20 protein-coding genes are annotated in these 21,098 nt (G+C 68.4%); 8 read left to right on the top strand and 12 right to left on the bottom strand.

Annotation, left to right across the window (positions count from 1 at the left end):
- Positions 1–19 precede the first annotated feature (19 nt).
- The 3 genes from C3B71_RS03460 to C3B71_RS03450 all read right to left on the bottom strand — a co-directional run bounded on the left by C3B71_RS03460 (position 20) and on the right by C3B71_RS03450 (position 4,152).
- The gene (locus C3B71_RS03460; RefSeq protein ID WP_108966195.1) at positions 20–1,189 is read right to left on the bottom strand and encodes a mandelate racemase/muconate lactonizing enzyme family protein; all 1,170 of its coding nucleotides are present in this window, start codon (positions 1,187–1,189) and stop codon (positions 20–22) included.
- A gap of 51 nt (positions 1,190–1,240) precedes the next feature.
- Positions 1,241–2,704 (bottom strand): alanine/glycine:cation symporter family protein, encoded by a 1,464-nt coding sequence (locus C3B71_RS03455; RefSeq protein WP_083565420.1) that lies wholly within the window; start codon positions 2,702–2,704, stop codon positions 1,241–1,243.
- 200 nt (positions 2,705–2,904) lie between these two features.
- Positions 2,905–4,152 carry a phosphotransferase gene (locus tag C3B71_RS03450; RefSeq protein WP_108969505.1) on the bottom strand — a complete coding sequence of 416 codons (1,248 nt, stop codon included), beginning with the start codon at positions 4,150–4,152 and terminating at the stop codon, positions 2,905–2,907.
- Between the two features lie 90 nt (positions 4,153–4,242).
- Here C3B71_RS03450 and C3B71_RS03445 point away from each other — a divergent pair, with 90 nt between their 5' ends.
- A complete protein-coding gene (locus C3B71_RS03445; RefSeq protein ID WP_108966193.1) occupies positions 4,243–5,262 on the top strand; it encodes an adenosine deaminase in 1,020 nt (339 codons plus the stop codon).
- A gap of 616 nt (positions 5,263–5,878) precedes the next feature.
- Here C3B71_RS03445 and C3B71_RS03440 read toward each other — a convergent pair.
- Both C3B71_RS03440 and C3B71_RS03435 read right to left on the bottom strand, forming a co-directional pair.
- A complete protein-coding gene (locus C3B71_RS03440) occupies positions 5,879–7,165 on the bottom strand; it encodes a UDP-N-acetylmuramate dehydrogenase (protein WP_396027147.1) in 1,287 nt (428 codons plus the stop codon).
- Positions 7,166–7,219: 54 nt separating this feature from the next.
- A complete protein-coding gene (locus C3B71_RS03435; protein ID WP_108966191.1) occupies positions 7,220–8,293 on the bottom strand; it encodes an arabinan endo-1,5-alpha-L-arabinosidase in 1,074 nt (357 codons plus the stop codon).
- A 276-nt stretch (positions 8,294–8,569) separates the two neighbouring features.
- Here C3B71_RS03435 and C3B71_RS03430 point away from each other — a divergent pair, with 276 nt between their 5' ends.
- The 5 genes from C3B71_RS03430 to C3B71_RS03410 are packed head-to-tail and all read left to right on the top strand — an operon-like array spanning position 8,570 to position 13,775.
- Positions 8,570–9,931 (top strand): ABC transporter substrate-binding protein, encoded by a 1,362-nt coding sequence (locus C3B71_RS03430; protein WP_199912569.1) that lies wholly within the window; start codon positions 8,570–8,572, stop codon positions 9,929–9,931.
- 59 nt (positions 9,932–9,990) lie between these two features.
- Positions 9,991–10,932 carry a carbohydrate ABC transporter permease gene (locus C3B71_RS03425; protein ID WP_108966189.1) on the top strand — a complete coding sequence of 314 codons (942 nt, stop codon included), beginning with the start codon at positions 9,991–9,993 and terminating at the stop codon, positions 10,930–10,932.
- Between the two features lie 7 nt (positions 10,933–10,939).
- The gene (locus tag C3B71_RS03420; protein ID WP_108966187.1) at positions 10,940–11,818 is read left to right on the top strand and encodes a carbohydrate ABC transporter permease; all 879 of its coding nucleotides are present in this window, start codon (positions 10,940–10,942) and stop codon (positions 11,816–11,818) included.
- Positions 11,819–11,823: 5 nt separating this feature from the next.
- Positions 11,824–13,113 carry an arabinan endo-1,5-alpha-L-arabinosidase gene (locus C3B71_RS03415; protein ID WP_159097638.1) on the top strand — a complete coding sequence of 430 codons (1,290 nt, stop codon included), beginning with the start codon at positions 11,824–11,826 and terminating at the stop codon, positions 13,111–13,113.
- 11 nt (positions 13,114–13,124) lie between these two features.
- Complete coding sequence (locus tag C3B71_RS03410) at positions 13,125–13,775, top strand: YesL family protein (protein ID WP_159097637.1); 651 nt, start codon at positions 13,125–13,127, stop codon at positions 13,773–13,775.
- Positions 13,776–13,842: 67 nt separating this feature from the next.
- Here the strand turns inward: C3B71_RS03410 and C3B71_RS03405 are convergent, their stop codons facing one another.
- The 3 genes from C3B71_RS03405 to C3B71_RS03395 all read right to left on the bottom strand — a co-directional run bounded on the left by C3B71_RS03405 (position 13,843) and on the right by C3B71_RS03395 (position 15,397).
- On the bottom strand, positions 13,843–14,862 hold the full coding sequence (locus tag C3B71_RS03405; RefSeq protein ID WP_108966180.1) for a LacI family DNA-binding transcriptional regulator: 1,020 nt from the start codon (positions 14,860–14,862) through the stop codon (positions 13,843–13,845).
- A 68-nt stretch (positions 14,863–14,930) separates the two neighbouring features.
- Positions 14,931–15,029 (bottom strand): 30S ribosomal protein bS22, encoded by a 99-nt coding sequence (locus C3B71_RS03400; RefSeq protein ID WP_003792170.1) that lies wholly within the window; start codon positions 15,027–15,029, stop codon positions 14,931–14,933.
- A 125-nt stretch (positions 15,030–15,154) separates the two neighbouring features.
- Positions 15,155–15,397 (bottom strand): helix-turn-helix domain-containing protein, encoded by a 243-nt coding sequence (locus C3B71_RS03395; RefSeq protein ID WP_073327603.1) that lies wholly within the window; start codon positions 15,395–15,397, stop codon positions 15,155–15,157.
- A gap of 253 nt (positions 15,398–15,650) precedes the next feature.
- Between C3B71_RS03395 and C3B71_RS03390 the strand changes: the two genes are divergently transcribed.
- Positions 15,651–17,258, top strand: a complete 1,608-nt coding sequence (locus tag C3B71_RS03390) for a TrkH family potassium uptake protein (protein WP_073327849.1) — start codon at positions 15,651–15,653, stop codon at positions 17,256–17,258.
- Here C3B71_RS03390 and C3B71_RS03385 read toward each other — a convergent pair.
- A complete protein-coding gene (locus C3B71_RS03385; RefSeq protein WP_108966178.1) occupies positions 17,248–17,940 on the bottom strand; it encodes a TetR/AcrR family transcriptional regulator in 693 nt (230 codons plus the stop codon). The two genes, C3B71_RS03390 and C3B71_RS03385, sit on opposite strands and share 11 nt — an antisense overlap.
- A 143-nt stretch (positions 17,941–18,083) precedes the next feature.
- Here C3B71_RS03385 and C3B71_RS03380 point away from each other — a divergent pair, with 143 nt between their 5' ends.
- Complete coding sequence (locus tag C3B71_RS03380; protein WP_108966176.1) at positions 18,084–19,256, top strand: alpha/beta fold hydrolase; 1,173 nt, start codon at positions 18,084–18,086, stop codon at positions 19,254–19,256.
- Between the two features lie 9 nt (positions 19,257–19,265).
- Here the strand turns inward: C3B71_RS03380 and C3B71_RS03375 are convergent, their stop codons facing one another.
- From C3B71_RS03375 to C3B71_RS03365, 3 genes are read right to left on the bottom strand one after another with little or no spacing between them, the layout of a single operon-like run.
- The gene (locus C3B71_RS03375) at positions 19,266–20,081 is read right to left on the bottom strand and encodes a hypothetical protein (RefSeq protein WP_108966174.1); all 816 of its coding nucleotides are present in this window, start codon (positions 20,079–20,081) and stop codon (positions 19,266–19,268) included.
- Positions 20,081–20,593, bottom strand: coding sequence for a hypothetical protein (locus tag C3B71_RS03370; RefSeq protein ID WP_108966171.1), 513 nt, complete (start codon positions 20,591–20,593; stop codon positions 20,081–20,083). The genes C3B71_RS03375 and C3B71_RS03370 overlap by 1 nt, the downstream gene beginning before the upstream one ends.
- Positions 20,590–21,075 carry a hypothetical protein gene (locus C3B71_RS03365; RefSeq protein ID WP_108966169.1) on the bottom strand — a complete coding sequence of 162 codons (486 nt, stop codon included), beginning with the start codon at positions 21,073–21,075 and terminating at the stop codon, positions 20,590–20,592. Before C3B71_RS03365 ends, C3B71_RS03370 begins: the two co-directional genes overlap by 4 nt.
- Positions 21,076–21,098 lie beyond the last annotated feature (23 nt).

Raw genomic sequence — 21,098 nt, 5'->3', positions numbered from 1 at the left:
GGTCGGGCCTCAGCCCGCCTCAGGCGTGCAGGCCGCGCAGCACGGAGTAGAACTCAGCCTTGCCCTCGAGCCCAATACCCGGTAGCTCTCCGGGAGCTACCCGAGAATCCACGACTTGGGCGTCGTCGGTGAACCCGCCGGTGGGCTGGAACTCGCCCGGGTAGGACTCGTTGCCGCCCAGGTGCAACCCTGCGGCGATGTGGAGTGAGAACTGGTGCCCGCCGTGCGGGATGCAGCGGCGCGAGGACCAGCCGTGGTGGTCGAGCACGTCCAGGACACGGCGGTACTCGGTCAGCCCGTAGGACAGCGCCGGGTCTACCTGGATGTAGTCGCGGTCCGGACGCATGCCGCCATAACGCAGCAGGTTGCGGGCGTCCTGCATGGAGAACAGGTTCTCGCCGGTGGCGATGGGGCGCCGGTAGTTCTCGGCGACGACGGCGTTCAGGGCGTAGTCGAGCGGGTCGCCGATCTCCTCGTACCAGAACAGGCCCAAGGGCTCCAGCGCGCGGGCGTACTCCAACGCGGTGTCCAGGTCGAAGCGCCCGTTGACGTCGACCGCCAGGCGCGAGCCGTCGCCGTCGAGGACGCCGTCGATGACCGCCTCGATGCGGCGCAGGTCCTCATCCAGCGGGGCGCCGCCGATCTTCATCTTGACCACCCGGTATCCGGCGTCCAGGAAGCGATGCATCTCGTCCTGCAAGTCGGTCAGAGTCTTGCCGGGCGCGTAGTAGCCGCCGGCGGCGTAGACGAAGACATCGGCGTCGGGCTTGCCGTCGCCGTAGTGGTCGGAGATCCAGCGGTACAGGGGCACGCCAGCGAGCTTCGCGGCCAGGTCGTGCAGGGCCATGTCGGCCACACCCACGGCGACGGAACGCTCCCCGTGGCCGCCGGGCTTCTCATTGCGCAGCATTACCCGCCAAGCGCGTTCGGGGGCGAGTGCGCCGTCGTCGTCGAGCAGCTCGGCCTCGGGGGCGGCCAACAGGCGGGGCAGCAGCCGCTGCTCGAGGATGGCGGAGGCGTTGTAGCGGCCGTTGGAGTTGAAGCCGTAGCCGACCACCGGCTTGCCGTCGACGATCACGTCGCTGACCAGGGCCAGGATGGAGCAGTCCATCGAGCTGAAGTCGATGTAGGCGTTGCGGATAGGGGAGCTGATCGGGATGGTGCCGACGTGAGCGGAGACGATCTTCATTGAGCTTCCTTTGCATGACGCGGACTCGCGCACCATCGTAGCCGCGGCCGCTCAGGCCTCCACCTCGGCTTCCTCCGGGACGGAGGTGAACTCGTCGCCGGGGCGCCGCAAGTACGGGTCCTGCTCCAGGTATGCCTTGGTCTCGCGGGCGATCAGGCCGGACAGCAGCACCAGACCGATCAGGTTCGGGATGGCCATGAGGCCGTTTGCGATGTCCGCGAAGGTCCACACGTCGTCCAGGCTGGTGACGGTGCCCAGGAAGATCAGGACGGTGAAGAACAGGCGGAAGGGCAGCACCCCGTGAACGCCCACCAGCCGCACGATGCAGCGCTCTCCGTAGTAGGCCCAGCCCAGGATCGTGGAGCAGCCCAGGAAGATGAGCGCCACCGAGACGATGTAGTGGCCCCACTGTCCGGGCAGGCCGGTGGTGAAGGCGGTGGCGGTCATGGTGGCCGGGTCGTCACCCGTCCAGGCGCCGGTGGACAGCACCACCAGACCGGTGCAGGTGACCACCACGAAGGTGTCGATGAAGGTCTGGGTCATGGAGACCAGTCCCTGCCGGACGGGGTGGTTGGTCTTGGCCGCGGCGGCGGCGATCGCGGCGGAGCCCATGCCGGACTCGTTGGAGAAGATGCCGCGGGCCATCCCGAACTTGATTGCCATGAGCATGGTGGAGCCGGCGAAGCCGCCCACGGCGCCGTGCCCGGTGAAGGCATCCGCGAGCACCAGCGCCAGGGCGGCGGGGATCGCCGTGATGTTGACGGCGAGGATGTACAGGCAGCCGCCCACGTAGAAGACGATCATCATCGGCACGAAGGCGGCGGTGACGCGCCCAATGGATTCGATCCCGCCCAACAGCACGCCACCGATCGCCACCGCCATGATGATGCCGACCAGCGCCGGGTCCGCGCCGAAGGAGTGCTCCAGCTGGGCGGCGACCGAGTTGGACTGGGTCATGGAGCCGATGCCGAAGCAGGCCAACAGTGTGGAGATGGCGAAGAACACCGACAGGATTGTGCCCACACGTCCCTTGATCGCGTGCTGCAGGTAGTACTGGGGGCCGCCGGACTTCTGCCCGTTGGCGTCGGTGGTGCGGAAGCGGACGGCGAGGAAGGCCTCGGAGTACTTCGACGCCATGCCGAAGAACGCGGTCACCCACATCCAGAACAGGGCGCCGGGACCGCCCAGGTGGATGGCGGTGGCCACTCCGATGATGTTGCCCACCCCCACGGTGGCCGCCAGCGCCGTCGTCAGCGCCTGGTAGTGGGAGATGTCGCCCTCGGCGGTGTCCGCCTCACCGTCGCTGCGGTCCACGAAGGCGAAGCGCAGCGCCGGGAAGAGCTTGCGCAGCTGGACGGCGCGCAGGCGGATGGTCAGCCAGATGCCGGTGCCCAGCAGCAGCGGAATCAGGAGCCAGGGGCCCCAGAGGAAATCGTCGGCGGCGGTCAGGGCCTCACTGAAGCCGGCCGGTCGGGCCGAGGTCGATGCCGTACCTAGGGCGGTGAGTGCGGAGATTGCGGGAATAGCGGAGGACGTGGGGAACACGGTTTCTGCCTTTCAGCCGGCGGGCACCGGCGCGGCCGCAGGTTACGCACTCCGGCGGTTTCGAGTGTGTAACTGTCCAAAACGTGGCTGCGTTCCCCTTCCGGTCTCGAGGACCGACGACGACGCGCGGCTTGGTTCCCACCCACCGCGTCGAGCTCCGGCCGCCTCGCTCAGTGGGCACCGCGACGCGCCTGTAGCTCACGCGCCTGCGCGAGCCAGGACTCGGCGCGGGCCAGGCGCCCCTCGGCGTCGGCGCGCCACGGTCCGCCGTCCTCCCGGCGTGCCCCGGCCACCAGCGACAACACCACGCCGGCGCAGCGGGCGCGCAGCGCCACCGGGTCAACCTGCTGCTCGGCCAGGGCCGTCCATGTCTCCAGCACGGGACGCAGGTGCGGATAGGAGGCGGGTGCCAGGTGGTCCAGGACACTGACGTGTCCGAGCAGGCAGGCCAGGTCGTCCACGCGCCGCCCGGGTCCGAGGGAGTCGACGTCGAGCAGGCTGGCGACTCGCTCCCCCTCCATGAGCACGTTCGCCTCATAGAAGTCGCCGTGTACGGGCACCACCGGTCCCGGGTCGGAGGCGGCCATCAACTGCTCGACGCCCTCGGCTACGGCGCGGGCGCGGGCCAGGTGCTCGGGCAGGACGGTGGCGGCGGCGTGCGCGTAGTGGCGGGCACGATCGGACCAGGCGGGGTGGGCCGCCAACTGCAGGGCGGCGGCGGGCAGGGAATCCAGCAGACCGGTCAGCCCCTGGAACACGCGGGCCGCCTGGGCCTCGTCCATGCCTCGCGACAGCAGCCCGGACAGTGGTACACCCCGGCCGGTGGACAGCAGCACCAGGCCGTCCGCATCGTCGCGCAGCACGTCCGGCGCGGGGACACCGGCGGCACGCAGCATACGGTGCCGCTCGGCGAAGGCCGCCGTCTGGCTGGGACGCAGCACCTTGGCGTAGGCGGTGGAGGTGTCGGGGTAGGTAACCCGCACGACGGCACGGCGGGTGGGCCGGTAGGCGACCATGGTGGCCTTCACCGGGGACCCCAGCCGCTGGGAGAGCAGGGAGGGGGTGCAGGCGACCGCGAGCGCGGGCAGCTCCGGGTCGGCCGGGTGCCGCCATACGTGCACGATCGGCCCGTCCCCGCCCGTGGGGGCCACACGGGTCAGGCCGGCGGCCTGCGGGTTGGACAGGCGCGCCGTGGTGGCGCACAGGTACTCGGTGGCGCGGCTGCCGTCCGGGCGGGCAACGACGGCGGTGTAGCCGACGGAGACGCCGGCTCCGGGCCGGTGGTGCACCGAGTGGACCTCCCAGCTCATCAGCTGCTGCCCGGCGGGGGCGAGCGCCGCGGCCAGCACGGAGGCGGCGCGCGCGCCGGTGAGCAGGGCAACCTCCTCGGGCTCGTGTCCGGCCATGACGGTGCTCATGAGCACAGTCTGCCTCACGGCGCCGCCGACTGCTGCGTCTGTGAGGCGACGGTTGGCCGACAGGGGCGCCGGGGGTGGCACAATCCCGCCATGCGCGACCTCGCCGCCCTGCCCAAGGCGCACCTGCATCTGCACTTCACGGGCTCCATGCGCCTGGAGACGCTCGTGGAGCTGGCCTCCTCCGCCCACGCCCGGCTGCCTTCGTCATTCCTGGAGGGGGATCCGCTGCACGTGCCCGCCGATCACCGCGGCTGGTTCCGCTTCCAGCGGGCCTACGACACGGCCCGCCACCTGGTGGTCACCGAGGAGATCATGCGCCGCATCGTGCTGGAGGCGGCGCTCGACGACGCCGCCGAGGGGTCGCGGCGCCTGGAGATCCAGGTGGACCCGACCTCCTACGCCCCCTTCGTCGGGGGCATCACCCCCGCCCTGGAGATCATCCTCGACGCCGCCAAGCAGGCCACCATCCTGTCCGGCGTCGAGGTGGCCGTGATCGTGGCCGCCTCCCGCATACGTCACCCGCTGGAGGCGCGCACACTGGCACGCCTGGCCGCGCACTACGCGGGGGACGAACCGGGCACCGTCGTCGGCTTCGGGCTGTCCAACGACGAGCGGGCGGGTGAGACCACCTCCTGGGGGCCGGCCTTCGCGATCGCGCGCCGCGCCGGCTTGGCCTCACTCCCCCACGGCGGGGAGCTGTTGGGCCCCGAGCACGTGCGCGACGTCGTCTCCGCGCTGGGGCCGACCCGGCTGGGGCACGGCATCCGCACCAGTGAGGACCCGGACCTGCTGGACGCCGTGGCGGCGGCGGGCATCAGCCTGGAGGTGTGCCCGGCGTCGAATGTGTGCCTGGGCGTGTACCGGGAGCCGGGCGACGTGCCGCTTCCGGCGCTCCTGGAGCACGGCGCTCAGGTGGCGTTGGGCGCGGACGACCCGCTGTTGTTCCAGTCCCGGCTGGTGGACCAGTACCAGATCGCCCGGGACCAGGGGCTCGACGACGCCGCACTGGCGGAGTTGGCGCGCGGTTCCATCCGGGCCTCGCTGGCGTCGCCGTCGTCCAAGCGGGAGTGGCTGGCGCAGGTGGACGCCTGGTTGGCGGCGGACGACTGACCCCCGGGCCGCCTGCCCGTGCCGGCGGGCCGGGCGGTGCGCGGGCGGTCGGGGCCCGGGAGCCGCCCGCTTAGGTCGTGTGTTGTGTTAGTCGTTTGTGGTGGGTCGGTGCCGGCGATGTGGGTGATGGTCTGGTAGCCGATGGCGAGTTCGTCGTGTCTGGTGGCTACGAGACCCACCCGCTTGAGTGGGCTGCGTGCGCCCGTTGAGGACGCAGAGTCACCTTCGGGAGCACGCTCGCGCCTTCGGGAGCGTCGTCCCGAGCCGGGTTGTCGACGCGGGTGCCTCCGGGCGGGCCGGTTGTGTGCTCAGCGAGGATCGTTGTGCGCGCTCAGGCGCCCAGGGCCGTTCCCGCGGTGCCAGGGGACCCGGTGTCGACGGTCGAAGTGGGGCGAGCGGGTCTTGCACCACCCCGATGGACCGCCAACGCCCCGTTGGACCGCCCACGCCCCGTTGGACCGCTGTAACCGGCGGCTACGGCGGTCCAACGGGGGAACAGGGGTCCAACGGGGGAACAGCGGTCCAACCGGGGAACAAGGGTCCAACCGGCGGGTCGACGGCCACGCACACAGACACCCAACCACGCACCGCCACCCAAGCACTTACACAACACGACCTAGAAGCCTACGTGCACCGGCTCGGGCACTAGCGTGACGCCGAAGCGCTCACGCACCCCGGTGACGACGGCGTCGCGCAGCCCGGCCAGGTCGGCGGCGCGGGCATGGCCCCGGTTAGTCAGGGCCAGCACGTGCTTGGTGGACAGGCTGGCGGTCGGCTCGGCTCCGGCCGCCGGCAGGGCGAAGCCCTTGCCGAAGCCGGCGTGGTCGATCAGCCAGGCGGCGGAGGTCTTCACCAGTCCCTCGACGACGGGCGCCTGCCGGGTGCCCGTCACCGCCTGGGAGTGGTCGGTGACCGGGAAGCGGGGGGCGTCGTCGGGGAGGGCATCGGCCTGGGCGCGGGTGAGGATCGGGTTGGTGAAGAAGGAGCCGGCGGACCAGGTGTCATGGTCGGCGTCGTCCAGGACCATGCCCTTGGAGCGGCGCAGTTCCAGCACGGCGTCGCGCACCGCCCGGGCATCCACGCGGTCGCCCACCTCGGCCCCCAAGGTGCGCGCCAGCTGGGCGTAGGCGATGGGGGCGGACAGGGAGGCGGTGCGCACGGAGAAGGTCACCGACAGCACCACCCAGCGCCCGGTGGGCCCCCAGGTGCGGCCGCCGCCGATGGTGGCGTCGGTCAGGGAGCGCTTGAGGTCGGAGTCGCGGTAGCTCAGGCGCAGGCGGGCCAGCGGCAGGTGGGCGGGGCGGCCGGCGGCCCGATCCCAGGCGCGCACGGATGCGAGCAGTTCGGCTACCTCCGCGCCGTAGGCGCCGATGTTCTGCACCGGGGCGGCGCCGACAGTCCCGGGGATCCCGGACAGGGGCGCGAAGCCTCCCCACTGGTTGGCGATGGCCTCGCGCACCAGGTCGTCCCAGGTGGTGCCGGCGGTGGCGGTGAACTCCACGCCTCCGCAGCGGTCATCCGCGGACAGGCTGACCTCCTGGCGGGCGTCGCGCACTACCACGCCGGCGAATCCCGCATCGGCGGCCAGGATGTTGGAACCGCCGCCGATCACCAGCAGGGGGGTTCCGGCGGCGTCGGCCTGGCGGACCGCGTCGATCAGTTCAGCCTCGGTGCGGGCCTCGACGTAGCTGTCGACCGGGCCACCCACCCGCAGGGTGGTCAGCTCGGCCAGGCACGGGGTCGAACCGGCGGCGGATCCCAGTGGGCGGGCGAGGGCGGGGACGGGTGCGGGCCAGTCGGCGGGGTCGGAATGCATGGACATGGGCGTGGTGCACGCCTCGGTGCCGGACAACGGATCGGGCGCGCTCAGGCCGAAGCGGCCGGCGTCTGGGGGTAGTGACATGGAGGCTCCGCTCGGGTCGTGTTTGCAGGAGCAGAATAGGCGACCCGCCTCCACTCAGGCTGTCGCCTGCGCACGTGCGCTCAACTCCTCACTGCTGAGCAGAACCGGCCAGTCGTCGTCCCAGGCGAGCCTGCGCAGGGCCAGCGTGGGGGTGCCGCCGTTGTCGGCGTCGTAGTAGTGGTGGACCAGCCAGTCCCCGGCCACGGCCCCACCTCCGGGGCCGATCATGTTCCCCTGGCTGCTAAGTAGTACCGTACCGCCGCCGTCGAGGAGCGACGCACCCGAACGGTCCAGATAGGGGCCGGTGATCGCCTCGGAACGCCCGACCGCGGTCTCGTAGGTTGAGTCGGTTCCCTGACAGCAGCTGCCGAAGGAGACGAACAGGTAGTACCACCCGTGGTGCTGGGCGAGGGCGGCCCCCTCCACGTCGCTCAGCGCGGTGCCGCGGTCGGCGAGCCGAATGGGGTCTGCGGTGGGGTCTGCGCGCAGTCCGTCCCGCCCCAGCTCCACGGCGAAGATCCCAGCCCAGAAGGAGCCGAAGGCCATCCAGGTGCGCCCGTCGGCGTCGGTCAGGACGGAGGGATCGATCGCGTTGTAGGCCTCGCCGTCGCCGGAGGTAATCACCACGCCCCGGTCCTCCCAGCCGGTCTGAGGATCGGTCGGGTCGAAGGCGGCGTTGGCCATCAGGCCGATTGCCGAGCGGGAGGAGCCGAAGGTAGAAGCCGCGTAGTACAGACGGATCTCGTCACCCACACGGACGACGTCGGGCGCCCAGTAGTTCGTCAACCCGGGTACCGCCTCGTGCGTCCAGGCGGGCTCGTCGGCCAGGCGCCACGCACCGGTTCGCTTCCCCCAGGTGGTACCGCCGTCCTCGCTGATGCGCACCAGGATGGCACCGCCCGCGATGCTCGCATCCCCGGTGGAGAAGACCGCCAGCGGTGCGCCCTGCTCGTCCAGCAACAGTGCCGGGTCGTGCGCGACCAGGTCACCGGCGAGGGTGGGTACTTCCGCGGCCGGACCGCGGTCGGCATCGTCCGCGTTCGACCTCGCGGCGCAGCCGCCAGCAAGTCCAAGCACTGCCTGTGACGACAACAGGCTTCCTAGAACCAGTAGCGAACGTCGGTTCATGTTTGCTCCCGAAGTTGTGCGGGGAACGGCTGCAGGGGCCCCGCCCCTGGGCAAGCCCCACCGAGCCGGTCGGGCCCGCAGCGGCACGCACCCTCATTGGTACATCGTTATAGACGATGCTGCACGCACTCGCCCAGCCTGTCAATACCCGGAGTTTCCCGCATGATTCCGGCACGAATTGCGGTATTGACGTGCAGCCGGTCACATGCCATACTTTCTAACGTTGTAAATCAAGCGGGCCGATGATGCCCCACTTCTTCCGAACGGAGTCCTTCAATGATGAAGCACCAGATGCTCAGCCGTCGCTCCTTCAACTCACTCGCCCTGGCAGCGGGTGCTCTGGCTGGAGCCTCCGCCCTGGCGAGCTGCTCCTCCTCTAATTCCTCCGCCTCCGGCACCCCGGAGCTGACCTACATGTTCCGCGGAGGCACGGACGAGAAGGCCGCCTACCAGACGGCCATCGACAACTTCTCCAAGGCCAACAACTGCACCGTCAAGGTCATCACCACCGACGCCGACCAGTACTCCACCAAGCTGCAGGCCGCCATCACCGGCAACCAGGTCCCCGACGTCTTCTACCTGGAGCAGGGCTCGGTCATGTCCTTCGCCTCCAACGGCATCGTCATGGACATCACCGACATGCTCGGCGACGTCGACCTGGACAACATCTGGGCCTACGGCGTGGACTCCTACCGCTACGACGGCACCCAGGTCGGCAAGGGCCAGATCTACGGCCTGCCCAAGGACGTCGGCCCGTTCGCCTTCGGCTACAACAAGACCATGTTCGAGGCGGCCGGGCTCGAGCTGCCCGACAAGGACGTGCCCTACACCTGGGACGAGTTCGTCGACGTGTGTCAGCAGCTCACCCAGGACACCGACGGCGACGGCGAGCTCGACCAGTGGGGCACGGGCCTGAACGTCAATTGGTGCCTGCAGGCCTTCGTGTGGTCCAACGGCGCCGACTGGTGCAACGAGGAGCACACCACCGTCACCGTCGACACCCCGGAGTTCGCCGAGGCACTGCAGTTCTTCGCGGACATGCAGAACGTGTACGGCATCACCCCCTCCATTGCCCAGGCCCAGACCATGGACACCTACCAGCGCTGGATGCGCGGCCAGATCGGCTTCTTCCCCGTCGGCCCCTGGGACGTGTCCACCTACCAGGAGTTGGACTTCGAGTGGGACCTGATTCCGTTCCCCGCCGGCAAGACCGGCAAGCCGTCCACCTACATCGGCTCGCTGGGCATCGCCGTCTCCTCGGGCACGAAGTACCCCGAACTCGCCGCCAAGCTGGTCGCCTACCTTTCGGCCGACCGCGACTGCCAGAAGCAACTGGTTGAGGCGGGCATCCAGATTCCCAACCTGATCGACTACGCCAAGGACGAGTACGCCACCGACACCGAGACGGCACCGGCCAACAAGGAGGAGTTCCTCCAGATCGTCGAGACCGACGGCCACGCCCTTCCCGGTGCGGTCACCTGGAGCCCCGAGTGGTATGACGAGTTCTTCACCAACATCCAGCCGGTGCTGGACGGGGACAAGACCGCCAGCGAGTACTGCGCGGAGGTGCAGCCCGTCATGCAGGCAAAGCTCGACGCCGCCGTCGAGGCCGCCAAGCAGGCTCAGGCCGGCGCCTGATTCCCATTCGCTGAGGCGGGTGGAGACGCCTGCCTCAGCGCCAACCCGGAGTTTGCACCATGTCCCTTACCAAAACCGCGCCCCCACGGCCGGTCGCGGCGGCCGTAGCGCCGCAGCGCAAGTCCACACTGCACCGCAGTGAGCACCGCTGGGCGGCGGTCTTCGTCGCCGCCCCCGTGATCGGCTTCCTGCTGTTCACTCTCTTTCCACTGGGCTATTCCATCTATGCCTCGTTCACTTCATGGAACGGCCTGTCCGCCCCTCGCTTCATCGGGCTGAACAACTTCATCGCCATCGCCTCCGACCCCTACTTCCGCAAGACGCTGTTCAACACGTTCTTCTACATGTTGGGCATCCCGATCGGCCTGGTCCTGTCACTGCTGCTGGCCATGGCTCTGAGCCGGAGACTGCCGGGGCGGACCTTCTTCCGCACGGTCTACTACATTCCGGTGATCTCCTCGCTCGCGGCCATCGCCATTCTGTGGCAGTGGGCCTACAACGGTGACTATGGCCTGGTCAACCAGGTGCTGCACATCTTCGGAATCCAGGGCCCCAACTGGCTCCAAGACACCGCAACGGTTAAACCGGCGATCATCATCATGTCCGTCTGGAAGGGCCTGGGCTACTCCATGCTGCTGTACCTGGCCGCCATCCAGTCGGTACCGAAGTCGCTGTACGAGGCGGCCGAACTCGACGGCGCCGGGTCGCTACGCAAGTTCATCTCGATCACGCTGCCGATGGTGCGTCCCGTGACCTTCTTCTTGATCGTCACCAACATCATCAACGGCTCCCAGATGTTCACCGAAATCAACATCATGACCCCCACTGGCGGCCCCGAGTACTCCGCCGCAACCATCGTCTGGTACATCTGGCAGAAGGCCTTCAAGAACCTGCAGATGGGCTACGCGACCTCGATGGCGCTCGTGCTAGGGGTGCTCATCTTCATCATCACGGCGATCCAGATGCGCATGAACGCGCGCAACGCGTTCAGCGTCGAGTGAGGCGACCATGCAGATTCTCAAGCAGACCCGTAGCCGGACCCCCCTGAAGGCCAAGACCCGCTACACCATCACCAATATCTGGATCACCATCCTGCTGGCGATCGGAGCGGTCATCATGGTCGCTCCGCTGCTGTGGATGTTCACCACCTCGCTGAAGGACAAGGAGGGCGTCTTCGCGCTCCCACCGGAGTGGATCCCCAGCCCGGCGCACTGGGACACCTACCTGCGCATTTGGACCGAGGGACCACTGGCCAGCGGCATCAAGAACAGCCTTGTCGTCTCCCTGTCGGTGACGATCGTCGGCTCCTTCGTCTCGGCACTGGCCGCATTCGCTTTCGCCAAGATGCGGCTGCCCGGGACGAACGGATTGTTCCTGCTGCTGCTGTCCGGAATGATGATTCCCTTCCCGACACTCATGATCCCGCAGTTCATGATGTTCTCTCGTATCGGTTGGGTGGACACCCTGCTGCCGCTGATCGTGCCCGGCATGTTCGGCAACATCATGATGATCTTCTTCCTGCGCCAGTACCTGACCTCCACCCCGGACTCGCTGATTGAGGCGGCCCGGGTTGACGGGGCCTCCTTCCCGCAGATCTTCTTCCGCATGATCCTGCCGCTGATCCGTCCCGCCATAGCCGCCCAATTCATCTTGTGGTTCATGGGCGTGTGGAACGACTACCTCGCGCCGACGATCTACCTCAACAGCCCCGAGAAGCTGACGCTGCAGCTGGTGATCGCCAATTTCAACTCCAACTACGCGATCCAGTCCGACTACCCGTTGATCATGGCGGCCTCCATCGTCGCGCTGCTGCCGATCTTCGTGATCTTCCTGGTCTTCCAGCGGCAGATCATTGAGTCCGTCGCACTGACCGGAACGAAGGCATGAGGCCCATGGGCAGTAACCCACGACCCCGCCCGGTCGCCTCGCCGAACGCGGCGCCAGAGAGCGCCAACACGCCCGGTCCCGGGGCCGACCCCGGCCCCTGGGGCGCTCACGACCCCGCGGTCATCCGCGCTCGCGACGGCCGTTACTACATGTTCTCCACGGACACCGAAGTCGCGGGATCGCCCGGGGTCGGCGTGCAGGTCCGCCGCTCCGACGACCTGATGCACTGGCAGTGGGTGGGTCATGCCTTCGACGGCGTGCCGGCCTCGGCCGAGCGGTGGTCGGGGGCGCAGGGCATCTGGGCACCCGACGTCGTCGAGCGCGACGGCGAGTACCGCATGTACTACTCCGCCTCCACCTTCGGCTCACGGCGCTCGTGCATAAACCTGGCGGTGTCCGGGAGCCTGGAAGGCCCCTGGACGGATCTGGGCCCGGTGGTGCGCACGCGCGCAGAGGATCCTGTCAACGCCATCGATGCCGCCGTCGTGCGCACCGCAGAGGGAACGGACCTGATGCTCTACGGTTCCTTCTTCGGGGGATTGCGGCTGCTCGCCCTGGATGAGCGGGGTCTGCCCCGCCGGCCGGGCGACCTGGGCGTGTCGGTCGGTCGGCGCACCACTGCGCACAACGGCCCCATCGAGGGCTCGCACATGTGGTACGACGCGGAGACCGGGCGCTACCTGCTGGTGTGTTCATTCGACTCGCTGTTCGACACCTACAACATCAGGGTCGCGCGTTCCGAGCACCCCGAGGGCCCGTTCCTCGATGCCGCCGGTCGCCGCCTGGGCTCCCGGGAGGGCGACGTGGTGGACGGCGGCACCAAGATCCTCGGCTCTCTGGTGACAACCGCGGGCGAGACGGATTTGGCGCCTGGGCATTCCAATCACCTGGTTACCCCGGACGGCATGCTCCTGGTCCATCACGTCCGCATGGGCGCCGATCCCAAGCGCCACCGGGCGCAGCTGCGCCGCATGGCGCTGACATCCGCCGGCTGGCCGGTGGTGAGCCCCGTCGAATACGACGCGCTCCCCCTGCTGCCGCTGGAGGGCACCGACCTCGACGACCCTTGGCAGGTGTGGCGGATGGACGCCGAATCCACGCGCCCCGCAACGCCGTCCGTGGGCGCGGTGCGCCTGGGGGCCCTACTCCCGACACCCGCGGAACAGGGCGGCGTCCGGGTCACGCTGGAGGTCGATGGCACCACCGTCGACGCCGTCGTCTGGCGTACCCGGGCCTCCACCGCCTTCGCGGGGCTGTCGGGGGACGAGGTCGTGCTGGGAGTCCGGGCGGAATGAGACAACGCCGTATGCAGCCAGTCGACGACGCCGACATCGACCTGCCGGGTTGGGGCGGCACCGTCATGGGCTGGCTGCGCGTGGCCACCCAGCTCGTGGCGCTGAACATCCTGTGGTGGCTCGGTCTTCTCGCCGGACTGGTGGTGTGCGGCGCGCTTCCCGCCGGCTGCGCCGTGCACGAGCTTGCACGGCGCAGCCGCCGCGATCCCTCCATGCATCTGTGGCGCGACTTCTGGCGAATCTACCGGGAGTCCTTCCGCCCTGCAGCGGGCGTCGGGGCGCCGCTGGTCACCGTGACACTGCTGGGCGGCATCGACCTGGGCATCCTGTCTCACGCCCGCGGCGCGCTGGTGGCGCTGTTAATTCCCGTCATCGTCATCTGCATCATGTGCGTCGTGGTGGCGTGCTACGCCATCCCCCTGCTCGGCGCCACGGACGACCTCGGGGCGCGGGAGACGCTACAGCGGGCGGCAGGGGTCGCCGTAGCCTCACCGCTTACAACCATCGGCCTGGTGGTCACGGCTGTAGTCGCCGGGGCGGTGGCCTGGTGCTGGCCGCTGTTGGAGGTCCTGGTCGGCGTGAGCCTCCCGCTGACGGCGATGACGCTGCTTACCCGCGAGCGGCTGCTGCGCACCGGGGTGCTTGTCGATCCGTCCGCGTAGCCGCGGCCGAATCCCGCCGCAGCGCGCTGAGCACGCGGTGCGCGCGGGCCGCAAGGGCGCATCTGCGCTACAACGCCGTCGACTGTCGCTGAACGAGCCGGAAGGGAGCCACCTCGTTGCGGTAGGGAACGGGTGGGCGACCGGCCTGCTGCTCTTCGATCCGCTCAACCAACAGGGCGACGGCGCGCTGAGCGATCCAGCCCGGACCGGGATCGATAGTGCTCAGCGAAGGTTGGGTGTACTGGCCGTCCTCGACGTTGTCGAAGCCGATCACCGACACATCTTCCGGAACCCGAATGCCCGCGACCGCGAGCTCGTGCAGCACACCAATGGCCATGGCGTCATTGAGCGCGAAAATCGCATCAAACGGGACACCGTCTGAGATCAGCCTCCGCGTGGCCTCCGCCCCGCTGGCCCGATGCCACAGGCCCGCCTCGCGCACCAACCGCTCGTCCACCACGAGTCCGGCCTGCGCATGCGCCTGCCGGTAACCGGCCTCGCGCAGTCCGGCCGAGCCGACGACCTCGCCCGCATGCGCACCGATCAGCGCGATCCGCCTGCGCCCCAGGCCCAGCAGGTGTGTGGTGGCCTGGTACGCCGCCTCGGTGTTCGCCATAGTCACGTGGTCTGCGGGCGCGCCAAAAACACGCTCCCCCAGCAGTACCAGCGGGTAGTCGACGTGGAATTGGGCGATGTCATCCTGCCCCAGCTCGAGCGGGCTGAACAGCAGTCCGTCAAACAGATGGCGGCGAGAGTCGTGCAGTACCCGCAGCTCGCGCTCCCTATCGGAGTTCGTCTGCTCAATCAGTACCGTGCGGTTGTACTTCTCGGCGGCGGCGATTACCGCGTCGGCGAGTTCCGCGAAGTAGGCGAGTTTCAGCTCGGGGACTGCCAGGCAGACGAGCCCGGTGGAACCGCGGCGCAGGTTGCGCGCCGACTGGTTGACCTTGTAGCCGAGCTTGTCGATGGCATCGAGGACTTTGGTGCGTGTGGACTCACGCACGTGCGGGTAGTCGTTGACGACGTTTGAGACGGTCTTGACCGAGACCCCAGCCAGACGGGCGACGTCATGCATGGTCACGGCCATGTGGTGCTCCTAGGCGGTACGGCTGGGTACGTGTGTGCCCGGGGAACAGGCCCCGGGCACAGGTCACTTCACTTCTTGTTGCGACGCTGGTGACGCGTCTTACGCAGCAGCTTGCGGTGCTTCTTCTTGGCCATGCGCTTGCGGCGCTTCTTGATAACAGATCCCATTGAGGCTCCTTGTTGTTGTTCGTGCCGGCCTGCACACGCGGGCTTGCCCGCCGGCAGCTGGCGACCGGACGTCGGACAGGCGAACCGGGTCCGACCACACTGTGACTAAGGGATTGTAGCGGCTATCAGGAGCCGGTTGAGGCGGAGTCCTCGTGTCCCCAGTCACCCAGCCCGGCGGCGAGGTACTCCTGGACCGCGCGCTCGGGAACACGGAAGGAGCGTCCGACCTGCATGGCGGGCAGGTCACCGGAGTGGACCATGCGGTAGACGGTCATCTTCGACACGCGCAGCATGGCCGCCACCTCCGCCACGGTAAGGAAGCTGGGGGCGCCCGAGGCGCTGGGGGGTGTCGAGGTGCCCGATGCCATGGCTATTGGTGTCCTGTCGTCAGGTCGGAGTGGACGCGCGAGGGTGTCGAGGCGGTGCACGACGTCGGCGCGCTGAAACAACACCAATATAACCTGTGTCTCAACTGTCGCACAGGATGTTTCCTCCCTCATTTGTCACGGGCGCCGCATCTCACACATTTGTCGCACCGACGGCGGGTGCGACCGCCCGACCTCTCGGGTGCGACCGCACGGCTTCTGTCCGGGACGGGCCGCCATGGCCCACAATGGCCCCGTGTCCTCTTCCGCAAGTCCCGACTCCGGAGCCAGCCACTCGCCGTCGTCGTCCGCGCAGGGCCGGGAAGCCCGGGCCGGACGCGTCGGCGTCGCGCGCGATGCGGACCGCCTGGGCGGCTGGCACACGCAGACGGCGGATGCAGGGTTGATGGGGACGACCGAGCCCCTGGATCCCAGCCGGCCGGCCGCCCCGGATGAGCTCGCCCGGCAGCTGACCGCCCAGGAGGACGCCGGCGGTATCCGCGGCCTGCTGGCGCGCCTGGGACTGCGCAGCCGCTTCGACCGCATCGCCCGTTTCTCCCCGGCACGCTTGGCGGTCACCGTCTTCGCCGTCATTGTCGCCGGGATCGCCGCCCTGCTCAGCCTGCCGATCGCCACCGCGAGCGGCACGCGCGCTCCCTTCGTGGACGCCCTGTTCACCGCGACGTCGGCCGTGTGCGTCACGGGCTTGACCACCGTGGATACGGCCTCCTACTGGTCGCCCTTCGGCCAGCTCGTCATCATCGTCGGTGCCGCCATCGGCGGCCTGGGCATCATGACGCTGGCCTCGTTGCTGTCCTTCGCCGTGTCCCGCCACCTGGGGCTGACGCAGCGCATGCTCGCCGCCTCGGAGAACATGGCCGGCCTGGGCGACGTCATGTCGCTGCTGCGCGCCGTCGCCTACACGGCCTTCGGCGTCGAGGCCGTGCTCATGGCGGTGCTACTGCCCCGCTTCCTCACCCTGGGACTCGACCTCGGCCACGCCGCCTGGTACGCGTTCTTCATGGCGCTGTCAATCTTCAACAACGCCGGGTTCGTGGTCATGCCGGAGGGCCTCGCCCCCTACGCCAGCGACTGGTGGGTGGGGCTGCCGATCGTGCTGGGCACCTTCCTGGGGGCCATCGGATTCCCGGTAATCCGCGACGTCGTGCGCCATCGCCGTCGTCCCCGGCAGCTGACCCTGCACAGCAAACTGACCCTGACCACCTACACCGGCCTCAGCATGTTCTCCGCCGTGGCCATCGGCGCCTTCGAGTGGAACAACCCCAACACCTACGGAGCACTGTCCACGGGCGGGAAGATTCTGACTGCGCTGATCAACTCCGTCAACGCCCGTTCCTCCGGGCTGTCGACGATCGCGCCGGAGCACATGCACGAGTCCACCTGGCTGCTTCAGGACGCGCTCATGTTCGTGGGCGGCGGCTCGGCGTCGACGGCCGGCGGCATCAAGGTGTCCACCTTCGCGGTACTGGTGCTGGCGATTCTGGCCGAGGCGCGCGGAGACCAGGACATCGAGGCCTTCGGACGACGCATCACCCTGTCCACGGTGAGACTGAGCGTGGCCGTGGCATTCATCGGGGCGAGCATCGTCGGCGTGGCGTCCCTGCTGCTGCTTCAGCTAACCGACCTGACCCTGGACCGCATTCTGTTCGAGGTAATCAGCGCCTTCGCCACCGTGGGCCTGTCCACCGGCATCACCCCCATCCTGCCGCACGGCGCCAAGTACGTGATCATCGTGCTGATGTTCATCGGCCGCGTGGGCACCATGACCGCGGCCTCCGCCCTGGCGTTGCGCGAGCGCCGCCGGGTGATCCGCATGCCCGCCGAGCGGCCTCTCATCGGCTGAGGCGCGCCGCCCGCTCAGCCCCCAGCATGCCGGCCAGTGCGCGCGCGGTGGCGACGACGTCGTCGTGCCAGCCGGGCTCGCCGACGACGATTCTCCGCACCAGCAGGCCCATGGCGGCATGGTGCACGACGGCGGCCGCCGCCTCCGGATCGAGGTGCCCGGCAACGTCACCTCGGGCCTGCCAGCGCCCGAGGATGCGGGCGGTCTCGGAACGCACCCGGGCGTAGCTCTCGGCATTGGCGGCGCGCAGATCCGGTTGGCGCGCCAGCTCCGCCCAGATGGCCGCCTGAAGGTCGGCGGGGGCCACCGTGCGCCCGGCACCCTCCGCCCCGGCGTCGGCGCGGACGCCTCCCTCCGAGTCGGCGCCGACCGAGGCTTTGTAACTCCAGGCCTGCTCAACGGCGTCGATAAAGGCGGACTCGAACGGCGGGAGCTCCTCACCCGCAGACAGCCTCGCCATCCACTCCACCACGGGGTCGGTCGCCTGCCCGAGGACCGCCCGGATCAGGGACTCCTTGCCCTGCGGAAAGTAGCGGTAGACGGTGGCGGAGGACATGCCGGCCTCGGCGATGATCTCGTCCATGGAGGCGCCGTCGAAGCCGCGGCGGGCGAAGCAGACCTCCGCCGCCGCCACGATTCGGGCGGTCTGGCGATCCCGGTAGGACTGAGTGACGCGAGGCATGGGGACAGGATATGGCGCGCCGATATGCGCCCCGCCCTCACACTCAACCTCACCACATACAACAACGATCGTTTTGACTTGGATTCCGACGACCACTAGCATCCCGCGTCAAACAACAACGTACGGTTTCATTAGGAGAGCTGTTGAACACTTCGCACGCATTCGACCTTGACGCCCCGCCCCTGGGTGCGCATGCACTCCCGGCCGAGACCGACCAGGCCTTCCAGGCGCTGCGCTGGGCGGAATTGATCGGCCCCCACGCGATCGACGAGATCAGCGCACTGTCGCCGCTGCCGCGTACCAATGCCGGCTGGGTCGGGGCGTACCTGCATCTGGCGCGCGGCGCCCGGACCGCGGGCAGGGACTTCGACGCCGTCGTCTATGAGCGCGCCGCCCAGTTCTTCATGAGCGGCGGCGACCCGCGTCGATTCCCCATCCGGGAGCGCTTTGTGGACTTCATGCGTCAACGCTTCAGCCTTGATCCCGTCGACATCCCCTGCGACGGCGCCGTTCTGCCCGCATACGACCTGCCCGCCCTCAGGCTAGGTCCGAGCGAGGAGCCCCGCAGCACTTGGGTGGTGTGCGGCGGCTTCGACTCCTATATCGAGGAGTGGTTCCCACTGCTGGACGCCGTGGCCCGGCGGGGGCACCGTGTGATCGCCTTCGACGGGCCCGGCCAGGGCGGCGTGCTGGAGGAACAAGGGGTGCCACTCGTGGCGGGGTGGGAGCGGCCGGTGTCAGCGGTTCTGGATCACTTCGGGCTGAATAACGTGACCCTGGTCGGTCTCTCCCTGGGCGGAGAGCTCGTGATCCGGGCCGCAGCCTTTGAAACACGGGTCAAGCGGGTCGTGGCTTGGGATGTGATGGATGACTTCCTCGACGTCCTCATGCGGCAGGTGGCCCCTGTACCGCCGCACATGGGCCGGGCGTTCTCCAGACTGCCGAGCGTTTTGGTGGACCGGCTGCTCGCATTGGCAAGCAGGCGCTCCGTCATCCAGTGGGGCCTGGAACAGGGGATGCGGGTCACCGGTACTCGGTCCCCGGCACAGTTCCTGCGCTTCGCCGGGCGGCTGCATACCCGTGAAGCGTCCCCAGGGGTGCGCGCAGACGTGCTACTGCTCGCCGGAGCAGAGGACCACTACGTGCCGCTGTCCCAGCTGACCCGGCAGGCGGGCAGTCTCACGGGCGCCCGCTCAGTCACCACGCGTGTATTCACCGAGGCCGAGGGATGTGCCTCCCATTGCCAGGTTGGTAACCTGGGGCTGGCGGTGCGCACCATCCTGGCCTGGGAGGAGCCGTTGCTGCACCGGGACTAACGGCTCACGTTAGGAGGCGAAGAACCAGGGACTCACGCGCGCCCACAGCTCAAGTGAGGTCATGTGCTCCAGGAACAGCTCCTCGGGCAGGTTCGAGGTCGCCTTCTGGGCGACCACTTCGGGCGGAGCACCAGCCTCCAGGGCTTCAGCGACCGATTTGGGTACCAGTTCGTACAGGCATTCGGGCACGGACAGGGTCGTCATGGAGCCAACGACTTCCCAACCTCCATCTCGAGGCACGCTCGTTGAGATGAGCGAAAGCGTCCACTGCCCACTGGCGAACCCGTCCGTGAGCGGCGTGGGCCCGCCGAGTTGCCCCGGCTCCCCGCCACGATCCAACTGACGCGCCAGACGGGCGAGTTCCTCTGTCAGGGCATCCAGGTCTCCAGAATCGATGAAGCTGTATACCGACGGCGGGAGAATCCGCGGCCCCAGGTCGATGTTGTGACGCGGCTGCACGTCGAGTAGTTGTGCGAAGGCGGACGGAACCTCGCATTCGTCGAGGCCGTACACGTGATAACCGTCCGGCTCATGCTTGACGATGGTCGCCCGCTGTGGACCTATCCACGCCTCGGCACGCCGCCCTGGGCGCGTTGGTTCGAAGCGGTAGACGTCGAGATGCCGGGTGGCCCCGGCGACGCCGTGCAGTGCGGGAGCCGCCGACGGCATGATGCCCTGATCATCCAGAATGCCGCTGCGCTGCAGCCGCCTGGCGACGCGGCCCTTCGGCATGCGCCCACCCATCGCGACGGCGCGCAGAGACAACCACTCCGCGTCACCGATGATCAGGACCGGGGTGTATCCGCTCGTGTCCAGCCGCGCCATCAGATCTCCTCAAGTGTGACGATCATGGCCAGAAATCGCTCCACCGCCGTACTGCAGTCGCGAGTGGCACAGGAGAAGGTCGCGGTCAGCCCACGCCGCGAGGTCTCGCTCACCCAGGTCCATTGCAGGGCGGTGACCGAGACCGTGTCCTGGATGTAGACGCCTGAGCGCAGCAGGCCGGGTCCGACCGCCTCCCACTCGGTGATGTCGATCAATTGGAAGCCCGGCACGGAGTTGACGAGTTGCATTGTCGAGTCCCGATACCAGTCCTCCGCAGAGGTAGCCTCGGGCAGTTCTGCGACGGTGATCACGCAGTTCTTGGCGAAGCGGGGACTGTCCGGCCGCTCGGCGCAGATTAGGTCCACGCGCCCCGCACCGCCGGGGGCCATCTCAGGGTCCGGGATGCCGGGGATACTTGCGGGGTTCACCTGCACCCAGCCGGCTGGCGCGGAGATCCTGACGACGTCGCCCGTGAACTCCTGGGGCAGGTCCGGGTTCGATCGCGAGGTCATGCGTCATCTCCTGAAGAGTCGGGGGACGGATGCGTAGCCTCCGAACTGGAGCGGTTATTGGTGCGCCCGACTTCCGGGCGGGAGGGCTCACCGGGCTCCAGCCGTGAGGTGTCACGCCACGAGTTCTCCCCGGCCAGCCGCTCGCGCCGCCGCCGACGCCGCCACTCCACATGCCACTCCGGATACATCCACGCCGGCAAAGGAATCGGCAAGAAGCCCACCAACATGACCAGCAAGAAGAACGCCGATATGGAGCCACAGATAATCTCGAACACCGAGTCAGGATCCCCAAAACCAAACACCGCACCGAAAATGAACGTCAATGCGCCGGAGGGCATTACAAGAGACAGATTGTTCTTGACTCCCATCTCCGTACTGATCTCCCGCGCAAACTCACCGGGCCCCGTATCGGTGAACATCGCCAAACTCCAATGAGCCAGCAGGACCGCTCCGAACAAGAAAATCGCAGCTGCCTTCACCACAAGTCACACCTCCCGCTAGCCCT

This window comes from Actinomyces sp. Z16, from assembly GCF_003111765.1.
In the GTDB taxonomy this organism is placed as follows: Bacteria; Actinomycetota; Actinomycetes; order Actinomycetales; family Actinomycetaceae; genus Actinomyces; species Actinomyces glycerinitolerans.
The sequence above is the reverse complement of the archived record's forward strand: the minus strand, read 5'-3'. Positions and strand labels throughout refer to the sequence as shown.

What these genes read in the sequence shown, in the direction of transcription:
- C3B71_RS03430 (WP_199912569.1), top strand. Translation starts at nt 8,570, where the DNA reads ATGATGAAGCACCAGATGCTCAGCCGTCGCTCCTTCAACTCACTCGCC.
- C3B71_RS03410 (WP_159097637.1), top strand. Translation starts at nt 13,125, where the DNA reads ATGCAGCCAGTCGACGACGCCGACATCGACCTGCCGGGTTGGGGCGGC.
- C3B71_RS03405 (WP_108966180.1), bottom strand. Translation starts at nt 14,862, where the DNA reads ATGGCCGTGACCATGCATGACGTCGCCCGTCTGGCTGGGGTCTCGGTC.
- C3B71_RS03370 (WP_108966171.1), bottom strand. Translation starts at nt 20,593, where the DNA reads ATGACCTCGCGATCGAACCCGGACCTGCCCCAGGAGTTCACGGGCGAC.
- C3B71_RS03425 (WP_108966189.1), top strand. Translation starts at nt 9,991, where the DNA reads ATGTCCCTTACCAAAACCGCGCCCCCACGGCCGGTCGCGGCGGCCGTA.
- C3B71_RS03415 (WP_159097638.1), top strand. Translation starts at nt 11,824, where the DNA reads ATGGGCAGTAACCCACGACCCCGCCCGGTCGCCTCGCCGAACGCGGCG.
- C3B71_RS03400 (WP_003792170.1), bottom strand. Translation starts at nt 15,029, where the DNA reads ATGGGATCTGTTATCAAGAAGCGCCGCAAGCGCATGGCCAAGAAGAAG.
- C3B71_RS03435 (WP_108966191.1), bottom strand. Translation starts at nt 8,293, where the DNA reads ATGAACCGACGTTCGCTACTGGTTCTAGGAAGCCTGTTGTCGTCACAG.
- C3B71_RS03385 (WP_108966178.1), bottom strand. Translation starts at nt 17,940, where the DNA reads ATGCCTCGCGTCACTCAGTCCTACCGGGATCGCCAGACCGCCCGAATC.
- C3B71_RS03375 (WP_108966174.1), bottom strand. Translation starts at nt 20,081, where the DNA reads ATGGCGCGGCTGGACACGAGCGGATACACCCCGGTCCTGATCATCGGT.
- C3B71_RS03420 (WP_108966187.1), top strand. Translation starts at nt 10,940, where the DNA reads ATGCAGATTCTCAAGCAGACCCGTAGCCGGACCCCCCTGAAGGCCAAG.
- C3B71_RS03445 (WP_108966193.1), top strand. Translation starts at nt 4,243, where the DNA reads ATGCGCGACCTCGCCGCCCTGCCCAAGGCGCACCTGCATCTGCACTTC.
- C3B71_RS03460 (WP_108966195.1), bottom strand. Translation starts at nt 1,189, where the DNA reads ATGAAGATCGTCTCCGCTCACGTCGGCACCATCCCGATCAGCTCCCCT.
- C3B71_RS03450 (WP_108969505.1), bottom strand. Translation starts at nt 4,152, where the DNA reads ATGAGCACCGTCATGGCCGGACACGAGCCCGAGGAGGTTGCCCTGCTC.
- C3B71_RS03440 (WP_396027147.1), bottom strand. Translation starts at nt 7,165, where the DNA reads ATGTCACTACCCCCAGACGCCGGCCGCTTCGGCCTGAGCGCGCCCGAT.
- C3B71_RS03395 (WP_073327603.1), bottom strand. Translation starts at nt 15,397, where the DNA reads ATGGCATCGGGCACCTCGACACCCCCCAGCGCCTCGGGCGCCCCCAGC.